Source organism: Kitasatospora sp. NPDC040550 (assembly GCF_055594965.1).
In genome coordinates, this window is sequence record NZ_JBVIWC010000027.1 from 134,200 (window position 1) to 140,049 (window position 5,850).

General features: G+C 76.1%; 3 protein-coding genes and 1 pseudogene. 2 read left to right on the forward strand and 2 right to left on the reverse strand.

Annotated elements, in window-relative coordinates; translation table 11 throughout:
* Positions 1-156 precede the first annotated feature (156 nt).
* Positions 157-999, reverse strand: a complete 843-nt coding sequence (locus ACZ58X_RS32370) for an SAM-dependent methyltransferase (protein WP_470337135.1) — start codon at positions 997-999, stop codon at positions 157-159.
* 269 nt (positions 1,000-1,268) lie between these two features.
* On the opposite strand from ACZ58X_RS32370, the gene ACZ58X_RS32375 reads away from it, so the two are divergent.
* Positions 1,269-3,293 (forward strand): hypothetical protein, encoded by a 2,025-nt coding sequence (locus tag ACZ58X_RS32375; protein WP_470337136.1) that lies wholly within the window; start codon positions 1,269-1,271, stop codon positions 3,291-3,293.
* A 146-nt stretch (positions 3,294-3,439) separates the two neighbouring features.
* Positions 3,440-5,674: an MMPL family transporter gene (locus tag ACZ58X_RS32380; RefSeq protein ID WP_470337137.1), complete on the forward strand. Its 2,235-nt coding sequence runs from the start codon at positions 3,440-3,442 to the stop codon at positions 5,672-5,674.
* Positions 5,675-5,759: 85 nt separating this feature from the next.
* Here the strand turns inward: ACZ58X_RS32380 and ACZ58X_RS32385 are convergent.
* A pseudogene (locus ACZ58X_RS32385) lies at positions 5,760-5,850 on the reverse strand (nuclear transport factor 2 family protein); the annotation flags it as partial.

Consider the following 5,850-nt stretch of genomic DNA (forward strand, 5'->3'; position numbering starts at 1 on the left):
CTCCCCGTTACCCCCCCGAAGGAGCTTTGTTGTCTCGGTGGGTTTGGCGGGTTCCCAGTTCCCTCCCCCCCCCCCCCCCCCCCCCCCCTCCCCCCCCCGGGGGCCCCCCCCCCCCCCCGCGCCGTGCGGGAGGGCCGGAGCGGTGCTGTCGCCGCGTCAGGGCTTGAGGGCGACGCCGGCGTAGAAGGAGACCTGGGCGTCGGTGACGCCGGCCGGCAGCAGGTCGGCCTCGTCGGTGCCGTCGGGGTGCCAGCGGTGGGCGGGGACGATGCCCGGGTCGAGCAGGTCCAGGCCCGCGAAGAGGGTGGCGAACTCGGCGCGGGGGCGCAGCCGCAGGGAGGTGCCGGCCTGGTTGTAGATCTCCTCGACCTTGGAGGCGCCGGGCGGGTCGAGTTCGGCGGTGGCGTGGGAGAGGACCAGGGCGGAGCCGGAGGGCAGGGGGTCCAGGAGGTGCCGGACGATGGCGTGGGCGTCGTCGAGGTCCGGGACGAAGTGGAGCAGGGCGATCATCGACAGGACGACCGGCCGGTCCAGGTCGAGGGTCCCGGTGACCTGGGGGGTGGCCAGGAGGGCGGCGGGGTCGCGGACGTCGCCGTGGACGTAGGCGGTGCGGCCCTGGGGGGTGCTGGTCATCAGGGCGCGGGAGTGGGCCAGGACGACGGGGTCGTTGTCGGCGTAGACGACCCGGGCGCCGGGTTCGACGGCCTGGGCGACCTCGTGGAGGTTGGGCGAGGTGGGGATGCCGGTGCCGATGTCCAGCCACTGGCGCAGGCCGCGCCGGGCCAGGGCGCGGGTGGCGCGGTGCATGAAGGTGCGGTTGGCCCGCACGGCGGTGCGCATGGTGGGGAAGACGGTCAGGACGCGTTCGGCGGCTTCGCGGTCGACGGCGAAGTTGTCCTTGCCGCCGAGGAAGTAGTCGTACATCCGGGCGCTGTGCGGGATGTCCTGGCGTATCTGCGGCGCCGCCGGCTGCTCGGGGTCGGGCTCGGTCGCGGTCATCCAGGATCCTCCCATGCTCATTCGTGTCCCTTCTTGATCACACCGGGCCGGGGCAGTCTAGCCAACTCGCCGGTGTCGCGCGGGAAGTCGGCGGGGGTGGGTGCGGCTCGGCCGTCCCGGGCATTTTCCGCCGCGTCCGGCGGCCGGTCGCGCACGGGCGGCCCGGGATGTGGCAGGTAGGAGGGCGGCGGTCCCGCCGAGCGGCCCCGTCGCGGGCGGGGCCGATCCCTTCCCCCTCCTGTCACCTCCTGCGATCGAACGGAGTCCCCATGCGCCGACACCGCGGCGTCCTGCTGACCGCCGCCCTCCTGGCCCAGCTCGCCGCCGGGCCCGCGCACGCCGCGCCGGCCGACGGGTGGGAGCAGACCGGGCAGTGTGGGGTGGTGCGCAGCGGTGACGCGCCGCTGGGCGGGGCGCGGGTGACGCTGTACCAGGCCGGGGAGGGCGGGGGCGGGCGGGCGCGGGTGCTGGCCCGGGGGCGCAGTGACGGGGACGGGCGGTTCAGCCTGGACTACCGGCGGCCGCGGGACGCGCGGGCGGTGCTGTACGTGCTGGCCGACCTGCCGGGCCACGGGGGCGGGCGTGGCGGGGGCGGGGCCGGGCAGGCGGAGGGGGCGGGCCACGGGCCGGTGACGCTGGCCGCGGTGCTCAGCGGCGCCCAGGCGCCGCCCGAACTGGTCGTCAACGAGCGGACCACCGTGGCCACGGCCTACGCGCTGGCCCGGTTCACCGGCCCGGACGGTGTCGCGGGCTCCTCCCCCGGGCTGCCGAACGCCGCCGCCCTCGCGCACAACCTGGCCGACACCGGCACCGGCGACATCGCCCCGCTGCTCGCCGCGCCGCCCAACAGCGCGTTGACCTCGACCATGGCCGAGGTCAACTCCCTGGCCAACCTGCTGGCCTCGTGCGTCACCGGCGACTCCTGCGGGCGGCTGCTGGAGCTGGCCCGGCCGCCGGGCGGCGAGCGGCCGCGCGACACGCTGCTGGCCGCCGTGAACATCGCCCACGACCCGGGCCGCAACGCCGCCGAGTTGTTCGCGCTGGCCGCCACCACCGAGCGCTACCGGCCCGCGCTGGGCGCCGCGCCGGACGCCTGGACGGTGGCGCTGCGCTACGCGGGCAACGGGCACGAGCTCGACGGCCCCGGCAACATCGCCTTCGACGCGGACGGCAACGCCTGGGTCAGCAACAACTACCGTTACGGGCCGGATCCGGCGGTGCCGGTCTGCGGCAGCGACGCGGTGCTCAAGTTCACCCCCACCGGGCAGGACGCCCCCGGCGCCCCCTATCGCGGCGGCGGCCTGTACGGGGCCGGCTTCGGCATCACCGTCGATGCCAGGGGCAGCGCCTGGGTCGCCAACTTCGGTTTCCAGGGCCGTGGTTGTCCGCTCGATCCGACGCCACTGGAGCGCAGCCTCTCCCAGTTCGCCCCGGACGGCTCCCCGCTGTCGCCGCCCGCGGGCTGGCGCGGGGCGGGCATCGTCCAGCCGCAGGGCATGGCCGCCGACCGGGCCGGCACGGTGTGGGTGGCCAACTGCGGTTCGGACAGCGTGGCGCGGATCCCGGACGGCGACGCGGCCTCGGCCCGGGAGATCGTCACGCCCGGCCTGCACAAGCCCTTCGGCGCGGCGGTGGACCCGGCCGGGCGGCTGTGGGTGAGCGGCAACGGCAGCGACAGCGTCCAGGTGGTGGGCCCCGACGGCGCGCTGGAGCGGACCGTCACCGGGGCGGGCCTGCGCCGGCCGCTGGCGGTGGCCACCGACAGCCGGGGCAATGCCTGGGTGAGCAACAGCGGCATCCTGCCGGTGCCCTGCGGGGACAGCACCCCCGGCGACCTGGCGGACGCGCTCGGCGGCGAGGACGGCCCGCGTCCGGGCGCCTCGGTGACCATGATCGGGGCGGACGGGACGCCGGCGCCCGCGCCCTTCGCCAACGGCGGGCTGTTCCTGCCCTGGGGGGTGGCCGTGGACGGGGACGACACCGTGTGGGTGGCCAACTTCGGCGGGCACCGCGTCGCCCGGCTGTGCGGGGTCAACCTGGCGGCCTGCCCGCCCGGGGTGCGCACCGGTGAGCCGATCTCGCCGCCCGGCACCGGGTACACGAGCGACGGGCTGGAGCGCAACACCGGCGTGCAGATCGACCCCTCGGGCAACGTCTGGCTGGCCAACAACTGGCGCACCGTCCCGGTGCAGGCCAACCCGGGCGGGCACGAGCTGGTGGTGCTGGTCGGGGCGGCGGCGCCGGTGAGCACGCCCCGGCTCGGCGGGGGTGGGGGCGGGGGCGGGCGGCCCTGACCCGACCGCCGGCGGATGTGGAGGCGGAGGCTGGGTCGGCGGCCGTCGGGGCGACTACCCGCCGGTACCGGAGGGCGGCACCGGCCCGCGGGGAACACTGCGCCGGTTCGGCGCACCACCGCGCAGGAGACCCCGGGAGCCCGTCCATGCCGCCGTCCGCCCGTCGTGTCCCCCCGGCCGCCGCGGCGCCGCCGCCCGCCAGGCGCGCGGCGCTGCGGCGCCTGGGCGAGTGGTGCGCGCGCCACTCCGTGCTCGTCGTCGTGCTGTGGATCGTCGCCCTGGCCGGCGTCCAGGCCGCCAACCGGACGGTCGGCGGCAGCTACTCCGACGACTTCTCCCTGCCCGGCACCCAGGCCCAGCAGGGCCGGGACGTGCTGCAGGCGCACGAGCCGGCCGCCGCGGGCACCAGCTCCCAGGTGGTGCTGCACGACGCCCAGCAGCTGACCGGCTTCCAGCCGCAGATCGCCCAGAGCGTCACGGCGCTCCAGCAGCTGCCGCACGTGATCGGCGCGCAGAGCCCGCTGCCGCCGGCCGGGCAGAGCGCCCCGCCGGGCGGGCCGCTGGCCCCCGACGGGCTGACCGGGTACATCACCGTCCGCTTCGACACCACCCCGGCGCTGCTGGGCCACGACTACCTGGGCGGGGTGGACGCGGCGGTGGCGCCGCTGCGCCAGGCCGGGGTGCAGGTGGAGTACGGCGGGCCGCTGGGCGAGCTGGCCCGGCCGGCGGCGGACGACCGCTCCAGCGAGGTGATCGGCTTCGCGGTGGCGGTGGTGGTGCTGCTGGTGGGGTTCGGCAGCGCGATCGCGGCCGGGCTGCCGCTGCTGACGGCGCTGATCGCGGCCGTGGTCGGGCTGGGGGCGCTGGGGCTGGTCGCCGCGCTGTCCACCTTCGCGACCGTGGCGCCGACCCTGGCCACGATGATCGGCATCGGGGTCGGCATCGACTACGCGCTGTTCCTGCTGACCCGGCACCGGCAGAACCTGATGGACGGGGTGGACCCGGTCGCCTCCGCCGGGCAGGCGGTGGCCACCAGCGGGCGGGCGGTGCTGGTCTCCGGCTGCACGGTGATCATCGCGCTGTCCGGGCTGTCGGTGTCGGGCATCTCCTTCATCGCCAAGCTCGGGGCGGCGGCGGCCGTCACGGTGGTGTCGGCGGTGCTCGGCGCGCTGACCCTGCTGCCGGCGCTGATGGGGCTGATCGGGCGCCGGATGGACCGCTTCGCCGTGCGCCGTCCGATCGCCGAGGCCGGGGGAGGCGGCGAGGGCGGCGGGAGCTGGCACCGCTACGCCCGGCGGGTGGAGGCGAACCCGTGGCGCTACCTGGTCGCCGGGGTGGTCGCGCTCGGGGTGCTGTCGATCCCGCTGTTCTCCATCCAGCTGGGCCACATCGGCGACGGCGCCGACCCGACCTCCTTCACCGACCGGCGCGCCTACGACCTGGTCTCCCAGGCCTTCGGCCCGGGGGCGAACGCGCCGCTGACCGTGGTGGTCGACCAGAGCGCCGTGGCGCCCGGCTCCCGGGCCGGCGTGCAGGGCGCCGTGCAGCAGGCCCTCACCGGCCTGCCCGGCGCGGCGAGCACCACCCCGCTGCAGACCAGCCCGGACGGCGCCGTGCTGTTCGCCACCGTCGTCCCGGCCGGCGCCCCGCAGGACCGGGCCACCACCGACCTGGTCGACCACCTGTCGGACACCGTGCTGCCCGACGCGGTGGCGGGCAGCGGCGCGAGGACGTACGTGACCGGCAACACCGCGGCCCAGGTCGACTTCCTGGACATCGTCTCCAGCCGGCTGGTCCTGATCATCGCGGTGGTGGTCGCACTGGCCTTCCTGATCATCCTGGCGGTCTTCCGCGGCCTGCTGGTCGCCGTCAAGGCCGCGGTGCTCAACCTGCTGTCGATCGCGGCCTCGTACGGGGTGGTGGTGGCGGTGTTCCAGTGGGGCTGGGGCGGGCCGGCGCTCGGGGTCGCGGGGAAGGTCCCGATCGAGAGCTACGTGCCGATGATGATGTTCGCGATCGTCTTCGGGCTGAGCATGGACTACGAGATCTTCCTGCTCTCGCGGGTCCACGAGTCCTGGCTGCGCACCGGGCGCAGCCAGGACTCCGTGGCGCACGCCCTGGAGATCACCGCCCGGGTGATCAGCTGTGCCGCGCTGATCATGGTGAGCGTGTTCGCCGCGTTCATCGTCAGTGACAACGTGGTGATCAAGATGATGGGGCTGGGCCTGGCGGTCAGCGTGCTGGTGGACGCCACGGTGGTGCGGTTGCTGCTGGTGCCGGCGGTGATGACGCTGCTGGGGCCGGCCGCCTGGTGGACGCCGCGCTTCCTGGACCGGGTGCTGCCGCACATCGACACCGAGGGCGCGGGCGAACGGCCGTAGGGCGGAACAGTCGTGGGGCGGGGCGGCCGTGGGGCGGGGCGGCCCCGTCCCGCCCCACGGCCGGGGTGTTCGGCGGGTGCCGTGGTCAGCGGGCGCTGCCGAGGTCGCGGTCGTGGTCGGCGCCCTCCAGCAGCAGGGTGGTCTCCTCGATCCGGCGGAAGCGGCCGTCGGGGGCG

Bases quoted from the DNA above. Each gene is read 5' to 3' on its own strand.
- ACZ58X_RS32370 (WP_470337135.1), bottom strand. From the start codon at position 999: ATGACCGCGACCGAGCCCGACCCCGAGCAGCCGGCGGCGCCGCAGATA.
- ACZ58X_RS32375 (WP_470337136.1), top strand. From the start codon at position 1,269: ATGCGCCGACACCGCGGCGTCCTGCTGACCGCCGCCCTCCTGGCCCAG.
- ACZ58X_RS32380 (WP_470337137.1), top strand. From the start codon at position 3,440: ATGCCGCCGTCCGCCCGTCGTGTCCCCCCGGCCGCCGCGGCGCCGCCG.